Source organism: Nitratireductor soli (assembly GCF_001050155.1).
GTDB classification, from domain to species: Bacteria; Pseudomonadota; Alphaproteobacteria; order Rhizobiales; family Rhizobiaceae; genus Nitratireductor; species Nitratireductor soli.
The window spans coordinates 169547-194806 of record NZ_LFVY01000010.1 but is presented as its reverse complement, the minus strand read 5'-3'; the positions used below and the strand labels follow the sequence as shown (position 1 = coordinate 194806).

The 25260-nt window shown below is 64.7% G+C and carries 23 protein-coding genes; 14 read left to right on the top strand and 9 right to left on the bottom strand.

The window, feature by feature from the left end:
• Positions 1–117 precede the first annotated feature (117 nt).
• The 8 genes from AB843_RS14420 (at position 118) to AB843_RS14385 (ending at position 8173) form a co-directional block, all read left to right on the top strand.
• On the top strand, positions 118–1077 hold the full coding sequence (locus AB843_RS14420; RefSeq protein ID WP_048647563.1) for a branched-chain amino acid ABC transporter permease: 960 nt from the start codon (positions 118–120) through the stop codon (positions 1075–1077).
• A 3-nt stretch (positions 1078–1080) separates the two neighbouring features.
• Positions 1081–2157 (top strand): branched-chain amino acid ABC transporter permease, encoded by a 1077-nt coding sequence (locus AB843_RS14415; protein ID WP_048647562.1) that lies wholly within the window; start codon positions 1081–1083, stop codon positions 2155–2157.
• Positions 2158–2236: 79 nt separating this feature from the next.
• Positions 2237–3556: an ABC transporter substrate-binding protein gene (locus AB843_RS14410; protein ID WP_048647561.1), complete on the top strand. Its 1320-nt coding sequence runs from the start codon at positions 2237–2239 to the stop codon at positions 3554–3556.
• Between the two features lie 157 nt (positions 3557–3713).
• The gene (locus AB843_RS14405; protein WP_048647560.1) at positions 3714–4547 is read left to right on the top strand and encodes an ABC transporter ATP-binding protein; all 834 of its coding nucleotides are present in this window, start codon (positions 3714–3716) and stop codon (positions 4545–4547) included.
• 177 nt (positions 4548–4724) lie between these two features.
• Positions 4725–4952, top strand: coding sequence for an aa3-type cytochrome c oxidase subunit IV (locus AB843_RS14400; protein ID WP_048647559.1), 228 nt, complete (start codon positions 4725–4727; stop codon positions 4950–4952).
• A gap of 77 nt (positions 4953–5029) precedes the next feature.
• On the top strand, positions 5030–6349 hold the full coding sequence (locus AB843_RS14395) for a Re/Si-specific NAD(P)(+) transhydrogenase subunit alpha (protein ID WP_048647598.1): 1320 nt from the start codon (positions 5030–5032) through the stop codon (positions 6347–6349).
• Positions 6349–6774 carry an NAD(P) transhydrogenase subunit alpha part 2 gene (locus tag AB843_RS14390; protein WP_048647558.1) on the top strand — a complete coding sequence of 142 codons (426 nt, stop codon included), beginning with the start codon at positions 6349–6351 and terminating at the stop codon, positions 6772–6774. The genes AB843_RS14395 and AB843_RS14390 overlap by 1 nt, the downstream gene beginning before the upstream one ends.
• Position 6775: 1 nt before the next feature.
• Positions 6776–8173, top strand: coding sequence for an NAD(P)(+) transhydrogenase (Re/Si-specific) subunit beta (locus AB843_RS14385; protein WP_048647557.1), 1398 nt, complete (start codon positions 6776–6778; stop codon positions 8171–8173).
• Between the two features lie 86 nt (positions 8174–8259).
• Here the strand turns inward: AB843_RS14385 and AB843_RS14380 are convergent, their stop codons facing one another.
• From AB843_RS14380 to AB843_RS14365, 4 genes are all read right to left on the bottom strand, one after another.
• Positions 8260–8739 carry a DUF992 domain-containing protein gene (locus AB843_RS14380; protein ID WP_082143843.1) on the bottom strand — a complete coding sequence of 160 codons (480 nt, stop codon included), beginning with the start codon at positions 8737–8739 and terminating at the stop codon, positions 8260–8262.
• 231 nt (positions 8740–8970) lie between these two features.
• Positions 8971–9816: a tetratricopeptide repeat protein gene (locus AB843_RS14375; RefSeq protein WP_048647556.1), complete on the bottom strand. Its 846-nt coding sequence runs from the start codon at positions 9814–9816 to the stop codon at positions 8971–8973.
• Between the two features lie 142 nt (positions 9817–9958).
• Complete coding sequence (gene rpsU, locus AB843_RS14370) at positions 9959–10195, bottom strand: 30S ribosomal protein S21 (RefSeq protein ID WP_048647555.1); 237 nt, start codon at positions 10193–10195, stop codon at positions 9959–9961.
• Positions 10196–10364: 169 nt separating this feature from the next.
• Positions 10365–11126 (bottom strand): SDR family oxidoreductase, encoded by a 762-nt coding sequence (locus AB843_RS14365; protein WP_048647554.1) that lies wholly within the window; start codon positions 11124–11126, stop codon positions 10365–10367.
• Positions 11127–11361: 235 nt separating this feature from the next.
• Between AB843_RS14365 and AB843_RS14360 the strand changes: the two genes are divergently transcribed.
• The 5 genes from AB843_RS14360 to AB843_RS14340 are packed head-to-tail and all read left to right on the top strand — an operon-like array spanning position 11362 to position 16837.
• A complete protein-coding gene (locus AB843_RS14360) occupies positions 11362–12615 on the top strand; it encodes a sarcosine oxidase subunit beta (RefSeq protein WP_048647553.1) in 1254 nt (417 codons plus the stop codon).
• Between the two features lie 12 nt (positions 12616–12627).
• Positions 12628–12921: a sarcosine oxidase subunit delta gene (locus AB843_RS14355; RefSeq protein WP_048647552.1), complete on the top strand. Its 294-nt coding sequence runs from the start codon at positions 12628–12630 to the stop codon at positions 12919–12921.
• Positions 12921–15896 carry a sarcosine oxidase subunit alpha gene (locus tag AB843_RS14350; protein ID WP_048647551.1) on the top strand — a complete coding sequence of 992 codons (2976 nt, stop codon included), beginning with the start codon at positions 12921–12923 and terminating at the stop codon, positions 15894–15896. The genes AB843_RS14355 and AB843_RS14350 overlap by 1 nt, the downstream gene beginning before the upstream one ends.
• Complete coding sequence (locus AB843_RS14345; RefSeq protein ID WP_048647550.1) at positions 15889–16431, top strand: sarcosine oxidase subunit gamma; 543 nt, start codon at positions 15889–15891, stop codon at positions 16429–16431. Before AB843_RS14350 ends, AB843_RS14345 begins: the two co-directional genes overlap by 8 nt.
• 52 nt (positions 16432–16483) lie before the next feature.
• Complete coding sequence (locus AB843_RS14340; protein ID WP_048647549.1) at positions 16484–16837, top strand: hypothetical protein; 354 nt, start codon at positions 16484–16486, stop codon at positions 16835–16837.
• A gap of 60 nt (positions 16838–16897) precedes the next feature.
• Here AB843_RS14340 and AB843_RS14335 read toward each other — a convergent pair whose 3' ends face one another.
• Together AB843_RS14335 and AB843_RS14330 are read right to left on the bottom strand one after the other, a co-directional pair.
• Complete coding sequence (locus tag AB843_RS14335) at positions 16898–18355, bottom strand: MFS transporter (protein ID WP_048647548.1); 1458 nt, start codon at positions 18353–18355, stop codon at positions 16898–16900.
• Positions 18356–18369: 14 nt separating this feature from the next.
• Positions 18370–19047 (bottom strand): helix-turn-helix transcriptional regulator, encoded by a 678-nt coding sequence (locus AB843_RS14330; protein ID WP_082143837.1) that lies wholly within the window; start codon positions 19045–19047, stop codon positions 18370–18372.
• 126 nt (positions 19048–19173) lie between these two features.
• Here AB843_RS14330 and AB843_RS14325 point away from each other — a divergent pair, with 126 nt between their 5' ends.
• Complete coding sequence (locus AB843_RS14325) at positions 19174–20202, top strand: DUF2156 domain-containing protein (RefSeq protein ID WP_244467985.1); 1029 nt, start codon at positions 19174–19176, stop codon at positions 20200–20202.
• 64 nt (positions 20203–20266) lie between these two features.
• Here the strand turns inward: AB843_RS14325 and AB843_RS14320 are convergent, their stop codons facing one another.
• The 3 genes from AB843_RS14320 to AB843_RS14310 all read right to left on the bottom strand — a co-directional run bounded on the left by AB843_RS14320 (position 20267) and on the right by AB843_RS14310 (position 25189).
• Positions 20267–20749, bottom strand: a complete 483-nt coding sequence (locus tag AB843_RS14320; RefSeq protein WP_048647547.1) for a MaoC family dehydratase — start codon at positions 20747–20749, stop codon at positions 20267–20269.
• A gap of 142 nt (positions 20750–20891) precedes the next feature.
• Complete coding sequence (locus tag AB843_RS14315; RefSeq protein WP_048647546.1) at positions 20892–24017, bottom strand: efflux RND transporter permease subunit; 3126 nt, start codon at positions 24015–24017, stop codon at positions 20892–20894.
• Positions 24014–25189, bottom strand: coding sequence for an efflux RND transporter periplasmic adaptor subunit (locus AB843_RS14310; RefSeq protein WP_048647545.1), 1176 nt, complete (start codon positions 25187–25189; stop codon positions 24014–24016). The genes AB843_RS14315 and AB843_RS14310 overlap by 4 nt, the downstream gene beginning before the upstream one ends.
• Positions 25190–25260 lie beyond the last annotated feature (71 nt).

Below are 25260 nucleotides of genomic sequence, written 5' to 3'. Positions count from 1 at the left end.
GCAGTCAGGCAGGATCACCTGACGTCCGCATGAATGCGGAAGAACAAAGGGATAGAGCACCGTTGCGCGTCCATTCGGATGCATGGCGCTCTGGACGGTGAAGGGAGCGGGACACGTATGGAATTTCTCGACAACATCCTGGTAAAGCCGTTTGCCGACATGGCGGCAGCGCCCGATTTCCTGTTGCAGGTGCTGTGGGAAGGGCTGGTCGGAGGGGTGCTCTATGCCCTGATCGCGCTCGGCTTCGTGCTGATCTACAAATCGTCGCGCATCTTCAATTTCGCGCAAGGGATCATGGTCGTCTTCGCCGCGTTGACGCTGGTCGGCCTGCATGAAAAGGGACTTCCCGCCTTCATTGCCCTGCCGCTGACGCTGGTCGTCATGCTGGTCCTGGCCATCACCATCGAGCGCGTCGTGTTGCGTCCGCTGGTCAACCAGCCGGACATCATCCTGTTCATGGCGACCATCGGCATCACGCTGTTCCTCATCGGCTTCGGCGAACTGATTTTCGGCGGCGAAAACAAGGTGATGATCACCAAGGAGCTGATGATTCCGACGGACAGCTTCGTCTTCGAGCCGTTCGGCGGCTTCGTCTCCATCGAACAGAAGGATCTGACAGCCGTCATTGGCGCGATGCTACTGGTGGCGGGCCTGCTGGTCTTCCTCAACAAGTCGAAGATCGGCCGCGCCATCCGGGCACTTGGCGACGATCACCAGGCGGCGCTGTCGGTCGGTATTTCCCTGTCGACGATCTGGGTCATTGTCTGGTTCATCGCCGGCGTCATCGCCTTGGCCACGGGCATCGTCTGGGGGGCGAGGGCAGGGGTTTCCTTCGCTCTGGAGGTGATCGCCTTCAAGGCGCTGCCGGTGCTGATGCTGGGCGGGCTGGAAAGCGTCATGGGGGCCATCATCGGCGGGCTGGCTATCGGCATCCTTGAGAAAGTGTTCGAGATCTATTGGGGCCAACCCTTGTTGGGCGGCAACACCGAAGCCTGGTTCGCCTACATGCTGGCGTTGCTGGTGCTTCTCTTCCGCCCGCAGGGGCTGTTTGGCGAAAAAATCATCGAGCGGGTGTAATCCATGTTCTACCCCACTGCAGGCCAGTTCAAGACCAGCTATCAGGCCGACTATGCGCTGTTTCCCGTACGCCAGGACGCGTTCCTGCTCGGCGTGATCGCACTGTTCGCCTTCGTCGTTTTCCCGCTGACGGCCAGTGAGTTCACCTTCCGGGCGCTGCTCACCCCGGTCCTGATCTATTCGCTGGCGGCGCTGGGGCTCAACATCCTGACCGGCTATGCCGGGCAATTGTCGCTCGGCACCGGCGCGTTCATGGGGGTCGGCGCTTATGCCTGCTACAAGCTGGTGTCGATCTTTCCGGAGATGAACATCGTCGTCGCCATCGCCCTATCGGGTTTCTTCTCGGCGACTATCGGCGTGATCTTCGGGTTGCCATCGCTGAGGATCAAGGGCTTCTACCTCGCCATCGCCACGCTGGCGGCGCAGTTCTTCCTGGTCTGGCTGTTCCAGAAATGGGGCTGGCTCTACAACTACAACGCCTCCGGGGCGATCCAGGTGCCGAACATCGCGTTGTTCGGCGTTACCGTTGCAGGTCCGCGCGCGACAGCCATCGCACAGTATTATTTCGTGCTGTGCACGGTCTGCGTCATCACCGTGTTTGCCATCAACATCACCCGCGGGCGCATCGGCCGCATGTGGAAAGCCGTGCGCGACATGGACATCGCCGCGGAATTGGTCGGAATCAACCTGATGCGCGCCAAACTCATGGCCTTCTTCGTCTCGTCCTACATCGTCGGGATCGCCGGCGCGCTGTTCGTTTTCCTGTGGCGGGGCGCGGCGGAAGCCAACCTGTTCGACATTCCCCTGTCGTTCCGTGTGCTGTTCATCGCCATCATCGGCGGCCTTGGTTCGGTGCTGGGCAATTATCTTGGCGCGATCCTCATCGTCGCGCTGCCGGTCATTATCAGCACTGTGCCGAAGGCGCTCGGCCTGCCGATCGACGCGGCGACAGCGGAGCACTTGAATGTGATGATCATCGGCGCGCTGATCATCACATTCCTGATCGTCGAGCCGCACGGCCTGGCGCGGTTCTGGGCGATCATCAGGGAAAAACTCATTCTGTGGCCGTTCCCGCATTGAACAACGAACGGGAAGGCCGCTTGAAACGGGGCCGGTTCGCCCCTTCCTGTCGGAGAAAAGAACAAGTGGAGGAAACAGCATGAAGACATTGCTCAAAACTGCGATCCTGTCGTCGGCGCTTGTGCTCGGCGCCGGTTTTTCCGAGCCTGCCGCAGCGCAGGACGATTCCATCTACATTCCAAACCTGTCCTACCGCACCGGGCCGTTCGCGGCGACGGGCACGCCGTTGATGAACGGCCAGCGCGATTACATCACGCTGCTCAACGAACGCGATGGCGGGCTCAACGGCGTGAAGCTCGTCTATGACGAGTGCGAGACCGGCTATAACACCGAGAAGGGCGTCGAGTGTTACGAGAAGACCAAGGCCAACGCCGTGGTCACTCAGCCTTGGTCGACCGGCATTACGCTGCAGGTCCTGCCCAAGTCGAATGTCGATGAGATTCCGATCCTCGCTCCCGGCTACGGCTTCTCACCCATGGCCGACGGCAAGGTATTCCAATGGGCCTTCAACCCCCCGTCTTCCTATTGGGACGGCGCCTCGATGATCCTCAGGAACATCTCCGACGGCAATCTCGACAACCTCAAGGACAAGAAGATTGCCCTCCTGCACCTTGATCACCCCTATGGAAAGGAGCCGATCCCGCTGCTCGAAGCGCTTGCCGCGAAGCACGGTTTCACGCTGCTGCCGATTCCAGTCGGTCTTACCGAAATGCAGAACCAGTCGGCGCAATGGCTGCAGATCCGCCGCGAGCGTCCCGACTTCGTGCTGATGTGGGGTTGGGGCGCCATGAACGCCGGCGCTCTCACCGAAGCGGTGAAAACCAAGTATCCGATGGATCAGTTCGTCGGTATCTGGTGGTCGGGCCATGACGGCGACCTGAAGCTCGTCGGCGAGGATGGCAAGGGCTATCGGTCGGTTTCGTGGAGCGTGCCGAATTCCGAATCGCCGCTGATGCAAGACATCAAGAAATATGTGGTCGACACCGGCAAGTCGCTCATCAACCAGGGTGAGGGCGAGTTCGATTGGGTGTTCTACCAGCGCGGCCTCATGATCTCTGCCATACTCGTAGAGGGCATCAACGCGGCGCAGGAGCAGTTCGACGTCAAGTCGCCGAACCCCGAGCAATTGCGCTGGGGTCTGGAAAACCTCAACCTGGACGAAGCCCGTATCCAGGCCTTGGGTGCGGAAGGCATGCTCGTCCCCTTCAATACGTCCTGCGCCGACCACACCGGACATGGCGGGGGCTGGATGCTGCAGTGGGATGGCGCCAAGTTCGTCAAGGCTTCGGAACTCCTGACGCCAGACCGTGCAGCGATCGAGCCGCTGGAAGACAAGGAAGCGCAGGAATACGCATCGGCCAACGCGCCATGGCCGATCAACGAAGAATGCAAGATGTGACGACAGCTTTCTTCTCCCCGCTTGCGGGGAGAAGATGCATGCAGGCAGATGGGGGGCAGCGCGAGCCTTTGGAGCCTGGGCTCCGCCCCTCACCCGGCCCTTCGGGCCACCCTCTCCCCGCAAGCGGGGAGAAGGAGACTTCAACCTCGGAGCCGAGATGAGCAATACAGCCCCCGCAGCCGCGCCCGCCGAGGCCATCCTCGAAGTCAACAACATCGAGGTCATCTACGATCATGTCATTCTGGTCCTGAAGGGCGTGTCGCTGTCGGTGCCGCGCGGTGGCATCACCGCGCTGCTCGGGGCCAACGGCGCCGGCAAGACGACGACCCTGAAGGCGATTTCCAATCTGCTGCACGCCGAGCGCGGCGAGGTCACCAAGGGATCGATCCTGTTCGAGGGAGGCGAGGTGCAGAATCTGTCGCCCAACGATCTGGTGCGGCGCGGTTGTATCCAGGTGATGGAGGGGCGGCATTGCTTCGGCCATCTGTCGGTGGAGGACAATCTCCTGACCGGCGCCTTTACGCGGCGCGACGGGCAGGCGGCGATCCGTCAGGACCTCGACCTGGTCTACACCTATTTCCCGCGCCTGAAAGAGCGGCGCAACTCGCAGGCCGGCTATACGTCCGGCGGCGAGCAGCAGATGACGGCCATCGGCCGGGCGCTGCTTTCGCGACCGAAGATGATCCTGCTCGACGAGCCGTCGATGGGGCTTGCGCCGCAGCTGGTCGAGGAGATTTTCGAGATCGTCAAGAAGCTCAACGAGGAGCAGGGCGTGTCGTTCCTGCTGGCCGAGCAGAACACCAACGTGGCGCTGCGCTACGCCAAGTACGGCTATATCCTCGAATCGGGCCGGGTCGTCCTCGATGGCGAGGCCCAGGCGCTGCGCGAGAATGAGGATGTCAAGGAGTTCTATCTCGGCGTCGGCGGCGAGGGGCGGCGTTCCTTCCGCAATGTGAAACATTACAAACGGCGCAAGCGCTGGCTTTCGTAACAGGTTCCGGGCCGCTTCTGCCGCTTCTCGTTGCACCGCGTGTCCGGCCTGCAACGCCTTGGGCGTTGCAAACCGATTGAAAGGTGGGCACACCGCTCGTGCGGCAATCCTCCCATTGCCCTCCAGCCATCTTTTCGCTATTCCCCAAGTCCAATTCTATTCCCATGGGGTTTTGTGATGGCAGACAATACGCCGGCCGGTCCGGCCGAGACGGGCGCGGAAATGGACTACGCGGAACACGAGCGCACCTACAATCTTTTCCTGACCATCTCCAAATATTCGAGCCTGGTGATCATCGCCCTTTTGATCGCGATGGCGTTCGGCTTTTTCACCTCCGCTGGATTTTTCTCCAGCACCGTTCTTTTCATTCTCATCACGGCGCTCGGCGCCTGGCTGCTGCGCTAGGGCGCACGGCTTGACGTGCGGGGCGGCGAACGCTGCCCCGACGATGGGGAGGACGGTCCAACCGAAAGGACATGACGGTGGGACAAAGCATTTTTGTGCCTAAGGAAACTGACGTCACGGAAGGCCGCGTTGCGGCATCGCCCGATACGGTCAAGCGGCTTGCGGGTCTCGGCTTCGACCTGGTGATCGAGGCGGGCGCCGGCGCGCAATCGCGCATTGTCGACGGCGAGTTCGAGAAGGCGGGAGCGAAGATCGGCAAGCTGGCGGACGCCGCCAAGGCCGACATCATCCTCAAATTGCGCCGGCCGAACCCAGGCGAACTCAAATCCTACAAGAAGGGCGCGGTGGTCATCGCCACCATGGACCCGTATGGCCACGAGGGCGACGTGGCGGCGATGGCCGATGCAGGCGTCACCGCCTTCGCCATGGAATTCATGCCGCGCATCACGCGCGCCCAGTCGATGGACGTCTTGTCCTCGCAGGCCAATCTGGCCGGCTACCGCGCCGTGATCGACGCCACCGCCGAGTATGACCGGGCGATGCCGATGATGATGACGGCGGCCGGCACGGTGCCGGCGGCCAAGGTGTTCGTCATGGGCGCCGGCGTCGCCGGCCTGCAGGCCATCGCCACGGCGCGCCGCCTGGGCGCGGTGGTCACGGCGACCGACGTGCGGGCGGCGGCCGGCGAGCAGGTGGCCTCGCTGGGCGCCAAGTTCATCATGACGGAGGCGCTGAAGGATGCGTCGGGCGAGGGCGGTTACGCCCGCGAACTGACGGATGCCGAGAAAAAGGCGCAGGCCGAACTGGTCGCCGAGCACATCGCCAAGCAGGACATCGTCATCACCACGGCACTGATCCCCGGCCGGCCGGCGCCGAAGCTGGTGAGCGCGGCCATGGTCAAGTCGATGAAGCCGGGTTCGGTCATCGTCGATCTGGCGGTCGAGCGCGGCGGCAATGTCGAGGGCGCGGTCGCTGGCCGCGTGGTGACGACGGCCAACGATGTGAAGATCCTCGGCCATCTCAACGTGCCGGGCCGGGTCGCCGCATCCGCCTCGCTGCTCTATGCGAAGAACCTGTTCGCCTTCCTCGAGACGATGATCGACAAGGAGAGACAAGCGCTTGCCATCGACATGGAGGACGAGCTGGTCAAGGCGACCATGCTGACCCATGGCGGCAAGATCGTGCATCCGAACTTCGTCGATGCGTCCAAGCCGGCGGCGAAAACCGCTGCACCGAAGAAGGCGCCGGCGGCCAAGGCCGCCAAGGCGACAAGTGCGACGGCAGCGAAGAAGCCTGCGGCCCGGAAACCTGCAGCGAAGAAACCTGCGGCCAAGCCTGCTGATGCCAAGAGCCCGGCGAAGGCGCCTGCCGCAACCAAATCGGGGGGAGAAGCCTGATGGAACCAACGGCACTCGAAAGGGCGCTCGACCAGCTCGACAGCGCCGTGGCGAGCGTTCGCGCCGCCATGGAAGGCATGCAGGCGGCGGATGTCGCCGATGCGGCAGGCGCGCTGGCGCATGGCGCGTCCGGCGGGGCGATCGATCCCTTCGTCTTCCGCCTGGCGATCTTCGTCCTGGCGATCTTCGTCGGCTACTACGTGGTCTGGTCGGTGACGCCGGCGCTGCACACGCCGCTGATGTCGGTCACCAACGCCATTTCCTCGGTCATCGTCGTCGGCGCGTTGCTTGCCGTCGGCATCTCCGCCTCGGGACTGGCCACCGGCTTCGGCTTCGTCGCCCTGGTGCTGGCCTCGGTCAATATCTTTGGCGGGTTCCTCGTCACCAGTCGCATGCTGGCCATGTACAAGAAGAAGGACAAGTGACGTGAGCGCCAATCTTGCATCCTTCCTCTATCTCGTCTCCGGCGTCCTGTTCATCATGGCGCTGCGCGGCCTGTCGCATCCGACCACCAGCCGAAAGGGCAATCTCTACGGCATGGTCGGCATGGGTATCGCCATCGTCACGACGCTGGTTTACGCCACGCCGTCCTTTGGCGGTTTCGTGCTCATCGTCGCCGGCATCGCCATCGGTGGCGGCATCGGCGCGGTGATCGCCAAGCGCATCGCCATGACGGCGATGCCGCAGCTCGTCGCCGCCTTCCACAGCCTTGTCGGTCTTGCCGCCGTCATGGTGGCGGCCGCCGCCATGTATGCGCCGGAAAGCTTCGGCATCGGCACGCTGGGTGCGATCCACGCCCAGGCGCTGGTCGAGATGTCGCTCGGCGTCGCCATCGGCGCGGTCACCTTCACCGGCTCGATCATCGCCTTCCTGAAGCTGGACGGCCGCATGTCGGGCAAGCCGATCCTCTTGCCGATGCGCCACATCATCAACGCCAGCCTGGCCATCGCCCTGGTGGTGCTGATCATCCTTCTGGTGACGACGCAGAGCACGACGATCTTCTGGCTGATCGTCGCCGCCTCGCTGGTGCTCGGCGTGCTGATCATCGTGCCGATCGGCGGCGCGGACATGCCGGTCGTCGTCTCGATGCTCAATTCCTATTCGGGGTGGGCGGCTGCCGGCATCGGCTTCACGCTCGGCAATCTGGCGCTGATCATCACCGGCGCGCTGGTCGGCTCGTCGGGCGCGATCCTGTCCTACATCATGTGCAAGGGCATGAACCGCTCCTTCATCTCGGTCATTCTCGGCGGCTTCGGCGGCGAGACGGCGGCGGCCAGCGACGACGGCATCGACCGCACCGTCAAGCAGGGTTCGGCCGACGACGCGGCCTATCTGATGGCCAATGCGCAGAAGGTCATCATCGTGCCGGGCTACGGCATGGCGGTGGCGCAGGCGCAGCACGCGGTGCGCGAACTGGCCGACAAGCTGAAGGCGGCCGGCGTCGAGGTGAAATACGCCATTCACCCGGTGGCGGGACGCATGCCCGGCCACATGAACGTGCTGCTCGCCGAGGCGCAGGTGCCCTATGACGAAGTGTTCGAGCTGGAGGACATCAACTCCGAGTTCGCCCAGGCGGACGTCGCCTATGTCATCGGCGCCAACGACGTCACCAACCCGGCGGCACGCGACGACAAATCCTCGCCGATCTACGGCATGCCGATCCTCGACGTGGACAAGGCGCGCACCTGCCTGTTCGTCAAGCGCTCGCTCGGCTCCGGCTATGCCGGCATCGACAACACGCTGTTCTACAAGGACGGCACGATGATGCTGCTCGGCGATGCAAAGAAGATGACCGACGACATCGTCAAGGCCATGGATCACTGAGGCATACGCCTTCACACGACAAAGCCCGGCAGTGATGCCGGGCTTTTTTGTTCGGGCGCTATCTCTTTGCTTTGCGCATAAAGGCTCTATTCGTCAGCCGTCCGCAGCTGGAATTCGCTGACGCCGAGGGCGACGTTGATGCCCGTCTGTCCCTGCAGGCTGAGGGGTTGCAGCATCAGGCTGTCGCTCTTCTTGCTGACCAGGATGTTGGCGCCGGCGCCGAAGCCGGCGGAAATCTCGGCGCTTGCACCGACAAAATCGCCCGCCAATGCACCGGGCGCATAGGCATCGGCGGTCGGCGCCACCACGACCCATTGCAGCACGGCGGGATCGGTCACGCCGACATCGAGGCCGAACTTGTTGACGACGCCGAAATAGCTTTCGGCGGGCCGCGCCTCATCCACCGGTTTGAAGGTGCATGCCAGATCCTTCGAGGAGGCGATCACCACGCCGGCGCCGCCCTCGACGACGCAATCCAGGACGCCGAGTTCGACGCGCTCCTGCGCGAAGGCCGGCGTCGCTGCCGAGGCAGCCAGGGCCGTGGCGAGAAAGATTGCTTTTTTCATCATTGAAACTCCTTGCTGGGTTCGGGCTCACAACCCGTGAGCGCCGGCAAGGTTCCAGATTTTTCACGACACGCCGCATCGCCGGCACAGCATATGCCGTCTGGTTGCGTTGAAGATTTCTGAAGATCCGCTTGCAGACCGGTTCGTCGTTTCACGGAAACGCTGTCCGGTCTATCTCCTTGTTTTCCGCATTCATGCGGACGTCAGGTCGGCCACCTGACTGCAAATGGGTTAGATGTTCGTGCGGGCCAGGCCGTCGCGCGCGGGCGCATATTCGGGGTCAAGCTGTATCGCGCGGGTGTAGGATTTGGATGCCTTCGCATTGTCGCCGCGCTTCTCGTAGACAAGCGCCTGGTTGGCCCAGCTTTCGGCGATCTTGCCGTCGAGCCGGATGGCGGTGTTGAAGTCCGAGAACGCGTTTTCGTCGTCGCCCTGGGCCAGATAGGACAGGCCGCGGCCATTGTAGCCATAGGGCGCGTCCGGGGAGAGCGAGATGGCTGTGGCGAAATCCTCGATCGCATAAGGGTGCTGGCCGCTTGCCTGATAGAGCAGGCCACGCCGGTAGAAGGCGCGCGGATCCGTGGTGTCGAGGCTGATGGCGCGCTCGAGATCGGCCAGCGCTTCGGTGCTGCGGCCGGAAAGGCGATAGATTTCAGCGCGGCCGATATAGGCCGTGTCGTAGTTGGGATCGAGCGAGATGGCCTGGTTGTAGTCGGCCAGCGCGCGGTCGTTCTGTCCCAGATAGCGGTAGATCAGCGCGCGGTTGGCATAGGCATTGTGCGAACGCGGGTTCAGCGCGATGGCCTTGTCGAAGTCCTTCAGTGCGTCGTTGTAGCGCCCGGCGCGCCCATAGGCTGCGCCGCGCATGTTGTAGGCTTCCGGCTCGTTGGGCGTGCGGTCGATCACCGAACTCAGCGAACCGATGTTTTCGGCCGAGCCCTGCGCCGTGTCGATGCGGCTGAGATCCGTGGATGGACCGCTCGACTGGCAGGCCGCCAGAGGCAAGAGGGTCAGGAGCGCAATGCCGGCGAAGCTGTGGCGCAATTTGATCGAAGGCGTCGTCAGGATTGAAGTCATTGTTCCTAATGCCATAACCCTTGCGCCAAACCAAGCCATTGCGGTCCCCGTGCTGAAAATCCCCAGATACACCAAAACGCGGTACGATCAGTGGATCGTACCGCGTTGGATACAAGCAGAAATGGTCGAAAGATGGGCGATGTCAGGGACGCGGCGCAGCAACGCGACCGCCGCCGACCAAACCTTCGCGCTGGGCGCGCTTGCGCGCCAGCTTGCGGGCGCGGCGCACGGCCTCGGCCTTTTCGCGGGCACGCTTCTCGGAGGGCTTTTCGTAATGCCCGCGCATCTTCATCTCGCGAAAAATGCCTTCGCGCTGCATCTTCTTCTTCAGCGCGCGAAGCGCCTGGTCAACATTGTTGTCGCGGACGAGTACCTGCACCTGGGTTTCCTGTCAGAACGTTGATTTTCTAAACGTCGAATTCATCTCGCAATTGCCCACGGGCAAAGGCCTCCGCGGCACAATTCTGCCACGAATAGCGGCGGCTCATAGCAGAATTGCAAATCCTTGTCGAGAGGAAACGCCTGCCGGCCGCCGCTTCTTGCAGTCGTCAGATCTTGTTGATCGACACACCGCCATCGGCAAGCAGCGCCGTGCCGGTGGTGAAGCTGGAGGCGTCGGAGGCGAGATAGAGTGCGGCCTGGGCGATCTCCTCGGGCCTGGCGATGCGCTTCAACGCGTGAAGTCCCTCGACGAATGCGCGCTGTTCGTCCGTCTCGAATGTGGCCATGCCCGTGTCCGTGCCGCCCGGCAGCAGCGCATTGACGCGGATGCCTTGTGTGCCGAGATCGGCGGCCATGGCCTTGGTCAGGCCGACAAGCCCGGCCTTTGCCGCCGCGTAGGCGGCCATGCCCGGCATCCCCGCCGTCTGGTAGCCGACAAAGCTTGAGGTGAAGATCAGCGATCCGCCGCCGCGCCGGCGCATGGCCGGAACCTGGTGTTTGGCGGCCAGGAAGGCGGATGCGAGATTGGTTTCCATCACTTCATCCCATTCGGCTCTTTCCAGATCTTCGATCGGCGCCATCCGGCCGACCGTGCCGACGTTGTTGAAGGCGACGTCGAGGCCGCCGAAGCGGTTCTCGGCCAGGTCCACCAGCGCCTCGTTGTGCTTGGCATCGCGTACGTCGCCGGCGAGTGCTGCGGCTTCACCACCCTCGCTGGCGATCTCGTCGACCAGGGCATCGAGTTCGGCCTGCCTTCGCGCGGTGACGACCACTTTCGCCCCCTGCGCGGCAAACAGCTTTGCCGCCGCCCGCCCGATGCCGGAGCTCGCGCCGGTGACGATGGCGACCTTGTCGTTCAATGAAAACATGCCGGTTGTTCCTTTTCGTTTACGGGATGCACGGCGCATCTCAAGTGACGGGAAACTTCCAGACATGCGGGCCGGCGGCCACCCGAAAGCCGACAAGCCTTCAGGAGCCCACGGCTTGACGCAAAACGGCAATGCCCGTCGCAATCAGCGCACGACGTTGCAACGGTTTTCGCTACTGCTACGCTGACAATCCGATGCGCCGCCTGTGGCGCGCTTGTCTGTTGCGGGGAGGCCCATGCGCAAATATTCCGTCTTCGCCATCGCCCGCGAGGCCATGCGCGGCCACAGGGGCTGGCCCGAGCAATGGGCCTCGCCCGAGCCGAAGAAACACTACGACGTGATCATCGTCGGTGCCGGCGGGCACGGGCTGGGCACGGCCTATTATCTGGCCAGGGAGCATGGCATCACGAATATAGCCGTGCTCGAAAAAGGCTGGCTCGGCGGCGGCAACACCGGCCGCAACACGACGATCATCCGGTCCAACTATCTCTATGACGAGAGCGCCGGAATCTACGATCATGCGGTGAAGCTGTGGGACGGTCTCAGCCAGGACCTGAACTACAACGTCATGTACTCGCCGCGCGGCGTCATGATGCTGGCGCACAACGTCCATGACGTGCAGGTCTTCAAGCGCCACATCCATGCCAACCGGCTGAACGGCGTCGACAATGAGTGGCTGACGCCGGAAGAGGCGAAAGCCTATTGCCCGCCGTTGAACATTTCGCCGGATGCGCGCTACCCCGTCATGGGCGCGGCCCTGCAGCGGCGCGGCGGCACGGCCAGGCACGATGCGGTCGCCTGGGGCTATGCGCGCGCGGCTTCGGCGCGCGGCGTCGACATCATCCAGAATTGCGAGGTCATCGGCATCAACCGTGGGCCCGACGGGGCGGTGACGGGTGTCGAGACGACGCGCGGGACGATCGGCGCGGCGAAAATCGGCATCGTGGCGGCCGGCCATTCCTCGGTGCTGATGCAGATGGCCGGCGTTCAGGTGCCGCTCGAATCCTACCCGCTGCAGGCGCTGGTGTCGGAACCGGTGAAGCCGGTTTTTCCCTGCGTCGTGATGTCGAACACGGTGCATGCCTACATCTCGCAGTCCGACAAGGGCGAGCTGGTCATCGGCGCCGGCACCGACCAGTACACGTCCTACTCGCAGACGGGCGGCCTGCACATCATCCAGCACACGCTCGACGCGATCGTCGAGATGTTCCCGATGTTCACCCGCATGAAGATGCTGCGGAGCTGGGGCGGCATTGTCGATGTGACGCCCGACCGTTCGCCGATCATGGCGAAGACGCCGGTCAAGGGACTGTATGTCAATTGCGGCTGGGGCACGGGCGGCTTCAAGGCGACGCCGGGATCGGCGCATGTCTTCGCCCACACCATCGCCCGCGACGAGCCGCACCGGATCAACGCGCCGTTCACGCTGGAGCGGTTCCGCAGCGGGCGGCTGATCGATGAGGCGGCGGCTGCCGCCGTGGCGCATTAGGCGAGGATACACATGCTTCTCATTCATTGCCCCTATTGCCAGGAGGACCGGCCGGAGCTGGAATTCCGCCATGCCGGCGAGGCGCATATCGCGCGGCCGGCAGACATGGCTGCGCTTTCCGACGAGGATTTCGAGCGCTTCTTCTTCATCCGGTCGAACCCGAAGGGCGTCGTGTTCGAGCGGTGGCGGCACATGCATGGCTGCGCGCGCTTTTTCAACGCCGCGCGGGATACGGTGTCGGATCGGTTTCTCAAGACCTACAAGGCCGGCGAGCCGAAACCCGATCTGGGCGGGGAGGGACGGTGATGCAGCAACCCTTCCGCCTCGCCGATGTCGGACGGCTCGGTGCCGCCGCACCCGTCAACTTCACCTTCGACGGCAAGCCCTTCACCGGCCTCACCGGCGATACGCTCGCCTCGGCGCTGCTGGCGAACGGCGTTCATCTCGTGGGGCGCTCGTTCAAATATCACCGCCCGCGCGGCATCGTCTCGGCAGGCGCGGAGGAGCCGAATGCGCTGGTCGGTATCCATCGTGACGCGGCGCGCAAGACCCCCAATGTGCGGGCCACGGTGCAGGAGGTTCACGCGGGGCTCGAGGCCGTTTCGCAAAATCGCTGGCCGTCGCTCGCCTTCGATGTCGGGGCGCTCAACGATGCCGCATCGCCCTTCTTTTCGGCGGGCTTCTACTACAAGACCTTCATGTGGCCGAAGGCTGCCTGGGAGCGGCTGTATGAGCCGTTCATCCGCCGTGCCGCCGGGCTCGGCGTCGCGCCAGATCAGCCCGACCCGGATGTCTATGCCAACCGTTTTGCCCATTGCGACGTGCTGGTCATCGGCGCGGGCGCTGCCGGCCTTGCCGCCGCACTTGCCGCCGCCGACACCGGAGCGCGGGTCATCCTGGCCGACGAGCAGGCGGAGACGGGCGGCGCGCTGCGCTTTGAAACCGGCGCTGCGATCGACGGGCGGCCTGGCTGGGACTGGGCAAAGGCGGTGACCGCCGATCTCGCCGCGCGGGACAATGTACGGCTTCTCACCCGCACCACCGGCTTCGGCTACTACGCCCAGAACATCGTCGGACTGGTCGAACGCCTGACCGACCATCTGGCGAAGCCGGCGCCAGAGCAGCCGCGCGAGCGGTTGTGGCAGGTCAGGGCAAAGCGCGTGGTGCTCGCCACCGGGGCCATCGAGCGGCACATGGTGTTTGCCGGCAATGACCGGCCGGGGATCATGCTGGCCTCGGCGGCGCGCACCTATCTCAACCATTTCGGCGTCGCAGTCGGCCGCAATGTGGCGGTGTACACGGCGGACGACAGCGCTTGGCTCGCGGCGCTCGACCTCAAAAGGGCAGGCGTTGGCATTGCCGCCATCGTCGATGCGCGCAGCGAGATTCGAGGAGCGCATGTCGAGGAGGCGAGGCGGCTCGGCATCGAGTGCCTGGAGGGCCATGCGGTGACGGCGACGGCCGGGCGGTTGCGGGTTTCCTCGATCCAGGTCAGGCCGCTTGCCGGCGGCGCCGGGCGTGTCATTCCCTGCGATGCGCTGATCACATCGTCCGGCTGGACGCCGGCGGTGCATCTGTTCTCGCAATCGCGCGGCAAACTCGCTTTCGAGGCCGAAACACAGCGTTTCCTGCCCGGCACCAGCGCTCAGGATGTCGACTGCGTGGGAGCCTGCGGCGGCTCGATAGACCTTGCCCAGACGATTGAGCAGGCGCTCGAAGCAGGCACCAGGGCCGATGGGGCGCAGGGGCGCCGAGCAACGATCGTAAAGGACGTGCGCGGCGAGGTCTGGTCGGGCGGCATGCTGGGCACGGCGGAAACCGGAACCGGGGTCAAGGCGTTCGTCGATTTCCAGAACGACGTAACGGCCAAGGACATCCGCCAGGCGGTGCGCGAGGGGATGCGCTCGATCGAGCATGTCAAGCGATTTACCACCACCGGCATGGCCACCGACCAAGGCAAGACCTCGAACATGCACGGGCTGGCCATCGCCGCCGAAATGCTCGGCAAGCCGATCCCCGAAGTGGGGCTGACGACGTTCCGGGCGCCCTATACGCCTGTCACGTTCGGTGCGCTGGCCGGTCACAGCCGTGGAGCCTTGTTCGAGCCGGTGCGCCGCACGCCGATCCATTCCTGGGCGCAGGAAAAGGGTGCGGCGTTCGAGGATGTCGGCCAGTGGAAACGCGCCTGGTATTTTCCTGAGGCTGGCGAGGACATGCATGCGGCGGTGGCGCGCGAGTGCCGCACGGTGCGTGAGAGTGCCGGCATTTTCGACGCATCGACGCTGGGCAAGATCGAGGTGGTCGGGCCGGATGCGGCGCGCTTCATGGAGTTGATGTACACCAATCCCTGGGCCAAGCTCGGCGTCGGCCGTTGCCGCTACGGCGTCATGCTGCGCGAGGACGGGTTCATCTACGATGATGGTGTCGTCGGGCGCATTGCCGAGGACCGGTTCCATGTCACCACCACCACGGGCGGCGCGCCGCGCGTGCTGAACCACATGGAGGATTATCTGCAGACCGAGTTTCCCGATTTGCGGGTCTTTCTCACCTCGACATCGGAGCAATGGGCGGTGATCGCCGTGCAGGGGCCGCGCAGCCGCGATATCATCGCCCCGCTGGTCGACGGCATCGACCTGTCCGACGCGGCCATGCCGCACATGTCCGTGCGCGAGGGGACGGTTTGCGGCGTGCCGGCCCGGCTGTTTCGCATGTCGTTCACCGGTGAGCGCGGCTTCGAGATCAACGTGCCGGCCGATTACGGCCGCACCGTATGGGAAGCGGTGTGGGCGGAAGGCGAGAAGCGCGGGGCCTGCGCCTATGGAACGGAGACCATGCACGTGCTGCGCGCCGAGAAAGGCTTCATCATCGTCGGCCAGGAGACGGACGGCACGGTGACCCCGCAGGATGCCGGGCTGATCTGGGCCATCGGCAAGAACAAGGCGGATTTCGTCGGCATGCGCGGCCTCAGGCGCGCCGATCTGGTGGCGCCCGGGCGCAAGCAATTGGTCGGATTGAGGACGAAGGACCCGAACACCGTGCTTGACGAGGGGGCGCAGATCGTCGCCGATCCGCATCAGGCGGTGCCGATGACCATGCTCGGTCACGTCACCTCGTCCTATTGGTCGGAGAATTGCGGCCATTCCATCGCGCTGGCGCTGGTCGCCGGCGGTCATGACCGCATGGGCGAAACGCTGTATGTGCCGATGCCCGGCGGGGCGATCGCCGTCGAGGTCGCCTCGACGGTCTTTTTCGACGAGAAGGGGGAGCGGGCCAATGGTTGACGCCGCCGCGCGCATTTCACCTCTTGATGGCCGCCTGTTTCAGGATGAGGGTATCCTTGTCGAACCGGCCGTGCCGGCGGTGCGGCTTGCCCTGCGCGCGCCTTCGGCGGCGCGCGCCGCCTTGTCGAAGGCGCTGGGCATAGACCTGTCGCAACGACCCAAAGCTTCCGCCGTGCATGGCGCACGCGCGGCCTTGTGGCTCGGTCCGGACGAATGGCTGGTGATCGATGAGGAGGGCGGCGACCTGATGGCCGCGTGCGGCACCGTCACAGCGTTCCATTCGGCGGTTGACGTGTCGCATCGCAACACGGCGCTCCTGGTGTCGGGCCGGCGTGCAGCCGATGTGCTCAGCGCCGGCTGCCCACAGGACCTTTCGCGCGGTGCGTTCCCGGTCGGTGCCGCTTCGCGAACGGTTTTCGGCAAGGTGGAGATTGTCTTGTGGCGGACCGGCGAGGAGGCGTTTCGCGTCGAGTGCTGGCGCTCCTTCAGCGACTACGTTTTCATGCTCTTTGAGGCGGCGGCACGCGACGCGTGAGGTTTGGAACCTGCCGCGCTCACGCGCGTTCTGCAGGAAAAGGAATTTTGCCATGCAGCCCGGCGCCAAATCGAAAACCAGCGACAAGACCTCCGAGCAGGCGCTTCACGACGCCCAGGACGACGCCCTGAACGAGGGGCTGGAAGAGACGTTTCCGGCCAGCGATCCCGTTTCGGTGACACGCGCGACGCGGACCGGGGCGCCGGATGAATTCGCGACGAAGAAACCCGCTGCGAAACCCGCTGCGAAACCCGATGCAAAATCAGATGCCGACCATGCCCACGACGACGACGAACTGCAGGAAGGACTTGAGGGCACCTTCCCGGCCAGCGATCCGATTTCGGCAACGGCCTCGACGCATGCCGGCGCGCCCGGCCGCAAAGACAAGAAGCGGCAGGACAGGTAGCAGGCGCTTCCAACAGTTTCTTGCCAACCGCCCCCTGCCAACAGCCCCTGAGGGCATTCTTCAGGGAGCGGCTTGCCCGGCGAGCGGCTGTCCCTCTCCTTCGGCGGCACGCTTCGGACCGGCCACGCGCCAGGCGGCGGCGGCGCCGAGGGCTGCCAGTGGGACGAACGCGACGAACACCCACATGGCGACATTCTGCATGGTCGCGCGATTGCCGCTGTCGGCGAAGCCCGTTGTGTTGGCGATGATGCCGGCAAGTGCGGCGCCCAGTGCGAAGGCGATCTGCTGCGTGGTCGGCATGGCGGCGGAAGCGCTGTCACGTTCGGGTACGGGCGCCGTCGCCACCACCCGGCGGATCAGAAATCCCCACAACAGGCCGAAGCCTGCGCCCTGGGCAATGGACATGATGAGGATTGCCCAGACCGGCCCCTCGGCCATCACCGGGCCGAGCATGGCGATGGCCAGCACGATCAACAGAGCGCCGCTGCGCATGACCAGCCGCTCGCCGGCCGCGCCGACACCGGCAAAGGCGATGGCGGTGGTGCTCCAGGCGACCGATTCGGCGGCGATGATGTAGCCGGCTTCGAGCGCCGAAATGCCATGGATGCGGTTGAGCAGGAAGGGGCCATAGACGGTGAATGACATGGCGGCGGTGCCGAGCGCCAGATTGGCGATGAAGCCGGCACCGAGCACGGTGCGGATGTCGAAGGCGCGGGTGGGAAACATCTTGTTGGTCGTGCGGCTGCCGTCGCGGCGCAGGAACAGATAGAAGAACAGACCGCCGGCCGCGACCAGGGGCAGGGAAACCGCCGGGGTCACGTAGATGCCGGCCGTGGCGACGGACAGAACCGCCAGCGACAACAGCGCAAGGCGGATGACCGGGAAACGCTGGCCGGGCGCGGCGACCCCCCTGCTCGGCCGCATGAAGGCGGGAACCATGACGGCCAGCAGCAGGGCCTGGCCGGCGAACACCCAGAAACCCCAGCGCCACAGGCCGAGATCGGCGAAGAAACCGCCGATCAAGGGCCCGCAAAAGGCCGACGCCCCCCAGATGGCCGACATCAGGGCGATCAGGCGCGGCCACATATCCTTCGGGAAAAGCCGCTGGATGGCGACATAGGCAAGTGCGACCAGAAGACCGCCGCCGACGCCCTGTGCAAACCGGCCGGCCAGCATGACGATCATGTCCGGCGCCAGCGCGCTGACCACGCAACCCGCCGTGTAGGTGAGGGCGGCAAGCACGAAGGCGCGCCGCAGGCCGAGCGCCGAGGCAGTCAAGGCGGCCGCCGATCCCGAAAGGATCGAACCCAGCAGGTAGAGCGACAGGGTCCAGCTCACCAGCCGGTCGCCGCCGATCTCGGCCACGGCCGCCGGCATGGCGGTGGCGACGAGCATCGTGTCGGCGGCATGCAGCCAGATGCCCAGGCACAGCAGGGCGAACTGCCCTAATTGCCCGGTCTTGATGATCGCCGCCCAGCCGGCATTGCCGAGCGGAGCCCCGGTTTCGTGGTCAGTCATGGTGTCCTCGTGGCTCAGTCCGGCGAAATCGGTTCAATGCGATAGGCGCAACGTCGTGCGCCGGCCAGGATGTGATCGGTTCGCGTGACGCGCGTCCGCGGTCCCAGAACCATGCGGAAAACGTTCAGCTCGGAACGGCAGAAGCCCTGGCAGGCGCGGGCGGCGGCACAGATCGGGCAATGGTTCTCGATGAGCAGGAAGGCGCCATCGTCCAGTTTTTCGATTTCGGCCATGTAACCTTCGCCGGCGCGCAGGCGGGCAAGCGAGGCGATGCGCGTCTCAAGGCTCTGCTCGCCCGCTATCGCGTCGCGATAGCTGCTTTCCATCGTCTGTTCGCGCTGGCCGATCAGCCGATCCAGCCCCTCTTCGCCGAAAATGCGGCGGATCGACGTGATCAGGTCCAGCGTCAACGCCGAATGGCTGTCGGGAAACCGCGCATGACCCTCGGCGGAAAGCCGCCAGACGCGCTCGGGCCGCCCCGGGCCGCGCACCTCTTCCTCGAAACGGACGAGCCGGGCCGTTTCGAGCCGGGCCAGTTGCTTGCGCACGGCGACCACCGAAATGCCGAGCAGATGCGCCAGGCGCTGCGCGGTCATCGCCCCCTTGGTCTTGAGGCCGAACAGGACGCGCTGATCCGCCGTGTCAGGCGCGTCGATGCGCATCGTCTCGGGCGGGGTGGCAACTGGCAGCATCGCGGGAATCTCCAATCACAATTAAATAACCAAATTGTTTTTTAATTGTCAATTCCGATCTTGCCAGCAATCTCGGCGCGTGCAATTCCTCTGCCTGCGGGGGGTACATAGCGTGAGTCGTTGCCCGTGAACTATCCAGCGCGCGTGCCTGCCGACATGTCCTTCAGCGACAGCGGTTTCCTTGCCGAGCCGGTTCGCCGTGCTCTCCTGGAGAATCACGGCAACTTCGTTCTTGCCTATTCGGTGGCGCACCAGCCGGGCCTGCGCCATTTCGGAGACGCGCGCGGTTTCATCGCCTATCGGATGGTCGGCCGGACGGCCTATGCGCTGGCAGATCCGCTGGCGCCGCATGCCCATTGGGACGAACTCGTCGATGCCTTCGTCGATGAGAAGAAGGATGTCACCTTCTGGCAGGTGTCGCGGCCGATGGCCGAACTGCTTGCCGCAAAGGGGTTCCGGGTAAACGCTCTTGGCGTCGAGAGCTTCATCGATCTGGCCGGGTATGATTTCGCCGGGCCGATGCGGCGCAGTTTTCGAACGGCGAGCAATCGTTTCGCGCGCAGCGGCCATACCGTCGCGGAACTGCCGCTGACGGCACTGGATCCGCAGCGTATCGAGGCAATATCGCTGGGATGGCGGCGCACCCGCACCACCAAGCGGCGCGAACTTTCCTTTCTCGTCCGGCCGGTCCAACTCCGTGATGAACCCGGCGTCCGCAAATTCTTCATTGTCGATGCCGACGGGCAGCCGATCGCCTTTGCCTTCTTCGACCCGCTTTACGAAGACGGCAAGCTGATCGGCTATCTTTCGGCGACGCGCCGCTGGCTGCCGGACGCCGATCCGCTGGCCGCCTATTTCCTGGTGCGCAGGGCCATCGAAACGTTTCAGGCAGAGGGCGTGGCGCGGCTCTATTTCGGCCTGATGCCATTCCACCGCATCGAGGACCGCGAGTTCGAGAAGGATTGGCTGACGCGGCGGGCCTTCCGGTTCATCTACACCAACTCGCTCGCCCAACGGTTCGTCTACCCGACCCAATCGCTTGCCAGGCACAAGGAAAGCTATGGCGGGGAACAGCGCGAGACATGGTGCGCGATGAACACGCAGCCCTCGCTGCCGAGGCTGTTGAAGCTCGTTCGCGCCTGCGGCGTGGTGTGAGCACTTTGAAATGCTGCATAATTTTTCCTCAAATCGATTCTGATTCAAGGAATTATGCAGAGGTTCAATCGTCGCGCGAACGATCCGGCATGGCCAGCGTCAGCCATTGCGCGGTGAGGGCGGGTTTCATCGAGTTCTCGATCTCGACCGTCACATCGTAATTGATCTCGACGATGCCGGACGGCCGCACATTCAGATTGGCCAGCACGAAGCGGGCGCGGATGCGGGCACCGCTGCGCACCGGGGCCAGGAAGCGGATGCGCTCAAAGCCGAAATTGACGCCCATGCCCGCGCTTTCGAGCAGAGGAACGGCTTCGAACACCATGGTCGACAAGAGCGAAAGCGACAGGAACCCGTGGGCGATCGTACCGCCAAAGGGGGTTTCGCGGGCAGCCCTTTCGGGGTCCGTGTGAATGAACTGATGATCGTCGGTCGCCGCGGCGAACTGGTCGATCATTTCCTGCGATACGACACGCCATCCCGAAAGTCCGACTTCCTGACCAACGAGTTCCTGGGCCCTCTCAACGCTAATCGTCCCGACGCTCAACAGGCGTACTCCGTTTCTGAAATGCTGCTTCGCAGGGACGGGCTGCGCAAGCCCGCCCGTTTGCGCGACGGGCACAGATACAGTCTTGCGTCCGGATTGTCACCCGTTACGCGCCCCACAGCGAACGGGATTGGCAAAAAAGCTAGCGGGACTTGGCGTCGAGGCCGGCTGCATGGTCCAACTCACGCTCCAGCCGCGCTTCCTCTTCAGCCTTGGGCGTCACGAAACGGCCGAGGAGCAGATAGGCGACGGGGGTCAGGAACAGGGTCGACAGGGTGGCAAGACCCAGGCCGCCGACGATGACCCAGCCGAGCGCGATGCGGGCTTCCGCGCCGGCGCCGCTGGCCAGCACCAGCGGTACGCCGCCGACAACGGTGCAGATCATGGTCATGGCCACGGGGCGCAGGCGGATCAGAGATGCCTGCTCGATCGCTTCGCGTACGCTCAAGCCGCGATCGCGCAGCTGGTTGGCGAACTCGACGATCAGGATGCCGTTCTTGGCCATGATGCCGACCATGAGCACCAGGCCGATCTGGCTGTAGACGTTGAGACTGGTGCCGGTGGCGACCATGGCGAAGACGGCGCAGGCGAGGCCGAGCGGCACAGTCGCCATGATGATCAGGGCGCTGACGAAACTTTCGAACTGGGCGGCCAGAACGAGAAGGATGATGACCAGGGCGAAGCCGAAGATCGTCCCCATGGAGCCGGCCGTCTCGCCCAGCGTCGCGGTTTCGGCAAGCGGGATGATGCGTGTGCCCGGCTTGATGAGCGGGGCGGCGATCTCCTGGGCGCGCGCATAGGCCTCACTCAGCGCCACGCCCGGCGCCAGTGCGGCGCTGACGCCGACGGCGCGCAATTGTCCCTCGCGCGACAGGGAGGGCGGCACCGGCTGCTCCTTCAGCGTGGCGATGGTGGATAGCGGGACGAAGCGGCCGTCGCCTGCCCTGATGAAGATGTTCTCCAGGTCGGTCGGGTCGTTGACGGGACTGGTGGTCGAGACCAGCTTCACGTCGACGCTGCGGTCGTCGATGAAAACCGAGCCGATCTTGCGGCCGTCGAGCATCGCCTGGATCGTGTTGCCGAGGCCGTCGATCTCGATGCCCATGTCGAAGGCGCGCTCGCGGTCGATGGCGATGGCCAGCTGTGGCTGCGTGGTATCGTTGGACAGGCGCGCCTGGCGGAAGCGCGGGTCCTTCTCCATTTCAGCGACGATGCTGGCGGCGATGCCGTTCAGCGTTGCGAAATTGTTGCCGGCGACGGCGAATTGCAGCCCGCTGCCGGAGCCGCGAATGCCCAGGCTGTTGGGCTGGAAGACGAAGGCGCGCACGCCCGGTACGGAACTGGTGCGCTCGGACAATTCGGCGACGATCGCCTGCTGGCTGCGCGTGCGCTCGTCCCAGGGGGCAAGCATCAGGACGAGAAAGCCGCTGTTGCCGGAACCCTGGCCGGCGATCGAAAACGTGCTCAACACCTCGCCGCTGGCGCGCATGGGCTGGATCAGCGCCTCGATGCGGCGCATCTGCTCGGCGAAGTAATCGAGGCTGACGCCCTGCGGCGCCGAAACGCGCATGAAGGCGACCGAGCGGTCCTCGGTCGGCGTGACCTCGGATTTGATGGTGCCGAACAAACCATAGGCGGTGGCGGCGAACAGCACCGAGACAAGGATGACGACGAACGGCGCGTCGAGGCAGGCATGCAGCGTACGCCGGTAAACGCCCGACAGCGCTTGTCCGAGCCGTGCCACCGGGCCGCTTTCTTGTCGCTTTTCGTTCTGCGGATGGGCCGAGAGCATGCGCGAGGCAAGCATCGGGCAAAGCGACAAGGCGACCAGCGACGACAGGAAAACGGCGATGGCCAGCACGAAGCCGAATTCGCGGAACAGGCCTCCGGCCTGGCCGGGCAGGAAGGAGATCGGCACGAAAACGGCGATCAGCGTCGCGGTGGTGGCGATGACGGCGAAGAAGACTTCCTGCGTGCCGAGCACGGCGGCGGCGCGCGCGCCCATGCCCTCGTTGCGGCGGCGCACGATGTTCTCCAGGACGACGATGGCGTCGTCGACGACAAGGCCGGTGGCCAGCACCAGCGCCAGCAGCGTCAGGATGTTGATCGAGAACCCGGTCAGGTAGATGGCGGCAAGCGTGCCGATCAAGGCGACCGGAATGGCCAGCCCCGGTATCAGCGTGGCGCGGAAATCGCGCAGGAACAGGAAGATGACCAGAAGCACCACGGTGACCGAGATGCCAAGGGCGATCTCCACCTCGTGAATGGCGCCGTTGATGAATGTCGCGTCGTCGCTGGTCACCGCGATCGTCATGCCGGCGGGCAACGTGTTGCGCACATCCTCGACCGCCTTGCGCACGCCTGTCGAAATGTCGAGCGTGTTCGATTGCGCCTGGCGAACGATGCCGAGGCCGATGCCGGTACGCCCGTTGGAGCGCAACTGGCTCTCGCCGATGTCGGCACCCAGCGTCACGGTGGCCACATCGCCGAGCCGGACGCGGTCCTTGAGGTAGAGCGCCTCGAATTCCGCCGGCGTCGATACGGCGGCGGTTGCGCGCACGGTCAGGTCCTGCGTCGTGCTGGTCAGGGAACCGGCCGGCGTGTCGAAGGCGATGGAGGTCAGCGCCTTGGAAACGTCGGCGACGGTCAGGCCGAGGCTCGCCAGCTTCGTCTGGTCGATGTCGATACGGAATATCTTCGCCCGGTCGCCATAGACCTGCACGTCGGCGACGCCTGGAACCGCGGCGAAGGCGTCGACGATCTCCTCCTCGACAAGAACGGTCATGTCCTGGATCGACATGTCTTCCGAGGTCAGGGCGAGGCGCATCACTGCCTGGGCGTCGCCGTCGGCCTTGACGATGCGCGGCGTGTCGGCGTCATCGGGAAGGCTGTTCTGGATGCGGCTGACCGCATCGCGCAGATCGGAGGCGGCGGCGTCCAGATCGACGCTGTCGGCGAATTCGACCGTCACCCGGCTGCGGCCGAAGGACGAGCGTGAGGAGATGGCGGCGACACCGGAGACGCGCGCCACGGCGCCTTCGACGATGGCGGTCACCTCGCGGTCCATGGTTTCGGCGGCGGCGCCGGAGAAATCCGTCGAGACGGTGATGACCGGACGATCGACATCGGGAAGCTCGCGCACCTCGATGCCGAACAGGGCGGCCAGGCCGGCGACGGCGATCAGCGTGTTGAAGACGAAGGCGAGGACCGGCCGGCGGACGAAAAGCGCCGTCAGGCCGGTCTGCGCATCGTGGATCGTGTCCTTCAAGACGGGGTCCTTTCCGCCTTGACGATTTGTGCGTCGGTCGAGGTCGATGGCGCGCGGGCGGCTTCGACCGGGGCGCCTTCGCGCACATTGTGGATGCCCTGCGTCACCACCACGCCGCCTTCGGTGAAATCGGCATCGACGAGAACGCTGTCGGCATTGCGCTGGATGATGCGCACCGATTTCTGGCGCGCCATGCCGTTTTCGACGGACCAGACATAGGGACCATCGGCGCTCCACTGGATCGCCAGCGGGTCGACTGCCGGGTAGGTTTCCCCGGGGAAGCGCATGGATATGCTGAATGCCATGCCGGCGCGCAACCGGTCGTCGGGGTTTTCGATCTGTCCTTCGACGCGCAATGTGCGGCTTTCGGGGTCGATGCGGTTGTCGACGGCGCTGATCGCGCCCTCATGCATGGAGGCGGCGCGCGCGACGGAAGTTGCCGTCAGCGGCGAACCGATGTCGACCAGGCTCGCATAGCGTTCGGGGATCCAGAAATCGACCAGGATGCGCGAGCGATCGTCGATCGTGGCGATCTCGGTGCTGTTCGTGACATAGCTGCCGGCCGAGATGGGCAGGATGCCGACCGTGCCGCCGATCGGCGCGGTGATGGAGCGTCGCTCCAGCGCCAGTTCCGCTTCGCGCAGGGCCAGTTCCGCGTTGCGCAGGGCCAGCTCGGCTTCGTTCTGCTGAACGACGGAGACCGTGTTGGACGAACGTAGCGCCATGACGCGCTCGAGCTTGACCTTGGCGTCGTCGAGCGCCACGCCGGCCCGGTCGAGGGCGATCGCTTCGGATTCCGAATCCAGACGGGCGATCAGGTCGCCGGCCTCGACGGTGGCGCCGGAGGCCGTCAGCACCTCGCGCAGGGTTCCCGAGGTCAGCGGATTGACCACTACGGAGCGCAGGGCGCGGCCCGTGCCGATGGCCGACAGGTGATCGTTGATCGTGGCGAAGGCAATCGGCGCGGTGACAACCGGGCCACCGGCGTCACCGCCGCCGCGGCGGCCCTGCCGCTGCTCGCCCGCCGGCGCTTCCCGTGTGGCCGCCGCCTGGTCCTTGATCAGGCCGGCGCGTGCCAGGACGCCCTCGGCGCCGGGAAAATACCAGAACCAGGCAAGGCCCGCGGCAAGCAAGACAATAAGGCTGACAACCGCCTGTTTCCAAAAAGACATGCACGCTCCGGCTATTTCATCATTGGCGTTGGGCGGCATTCACGAACCGGCGTACCGGTCATGTTCGACCA